Below are 1317 nucleotides of genomic sequence, written 5' to 3' on the forward strand. Positions count from 1 at the left end.
CGGCGGTGCGGGCGACGGGGGCGACGGCTCGGGCGGCGGTAGCGGCGGCCCGGGCGGCGGTAGCGGCGGCTCGGGCGGCGAGAACGGCGGCGTGGATGGGAGCGGCGTGGGCGGCTGAAAGCTCGGACGGCCGCGTTCCCGGGTTCCGGACCGGTACCGCGCGGCCCCCTCCACCGCGCGGTACCGGAGTTCGCGTGTTTGCGCACGCGATTTCCGTTGGTCCGAACTTAGGGGACTGATGGCTTCTGCACGAGACCCGCACGGTAACGATGCGGAATCAGGCGCTTGTGCGGAATCGGGCGGTCCCGTGGAGCGCCCGCCCGCGTCGCGGGATGCCCGTCCGCCGCTGCCGCCGCCGTTCGTCGTCGTGACGGGCGGGCCGGGGGCGGGGAAGACGACGCTGCTCGACGCGCTGGCGCGGCGCGGGCACCCGGTCACGGCCGAGGCCGGCCGCGCGGTCATCCGAGAGCAGCGGGCGAGCGGGGGCGACGCGCTGCCGTGGGCCGACCGGGCGCGCTTCGCGGAGCTGATGGCCGCGCGGGACACCGCCGCCTACGCCGCCGCCGACCGTACCGGGCCTCCCGTCTTCTTCGACCGGGGCGTGCACGACACGATCGGCTACCTGCGCCTGGAGGGCATCCCCGTACCCCCGGCGCTCCACCGCGCGGCCCGCGCGCATCCGTACCATCCGCGCGTCCTGTTCGCGCCGTTCCGGCCGGACCTCTACCGCCTGGACGCGGAGCGGACGCAGACACCCGCCGTCGCGCGGCGCACCGGCGAGGTGATCGCGGCGGTGTACGAGGAGTACGGCTACGAGGTCGTGCCGCTGCCGTGCCTCGGTGTGGCCGGGCGGGTCGCGTTCGTCGAGGAGTTGTTCGGGGCCGCGCCCGCGCTCAGGCGGGCTTGCGGGCTTCGATGAGGAAGCGGCTGCCGTGGGCGAGGAAGCGGCCCTCCCGGCCGATCAGCTCGTGCAGCGCGCGCAGGCGGTCCGCGTAGCGCTCGGCGGTGAAGCCGGGGACCATCCACACGACTTTGCGAAGGTAATGGACGACCGCGCCGATGTCGTGGAACTCCATGCGCAGCCGCACCGCCCGCAGGTCCACGGCCTCCAGGCCCGCCGCCTCGGCGGCCGCACGCGCCTTCCCGGGGTCCCGCGCGGTCCACGTCCTCTCCGGCTGCGGCCCGAGGAACCACTCGCTGGCCTCGGTGCCGCTCCACGGGCCGACCTCCTGCGAGAGGTACGTACCGCCCGGGGCGAGGACGCGCGCGGCCTCGGCCCAGTCCGTGCGGACCGGGTGGCGGGCGCTGACGAGGTCG

The 1317-nt window shown here is 76.0% G+C and carries 1 protein-coding gene and 1 pseudogene; one reads left to right on the forward strand and one right to left on the reverse strand.

The features are described from left to right. The first annotated feature begins 307 nt into the window (after nucleotides 1-307). Complete coding sequence (locus SSBG_RS08970) at nucleotides 308-919, forward strand: AAA family ATPase (RefSeq protein WP_050776742.1); 612 nt, start codon at nucleotides 308-310, stop codon at nucleotides 917-919. Here the strand turns inward: SSBG_RS08970 and SSBG_RS08975 are convergent. Then, nucleotides 894-1317: pseudogene (locus SSBG_RS08975) on the reverse strand (SAM-dependent methyltransferase); the annotation flags it as partial. The gene SSBG_RS08970 and the pseudogene SSBG_RS08975 sit on opposite strands and share 26 nt — an antisense overlap.

This window comes from Streptomyces sp. SPB074, assembly GCF_000154905.1.
GTDB lineage: Bacteria > Actinomycetota > Actinomycetes > Streptomycetales > Streptomycetaceae > Streptomyces.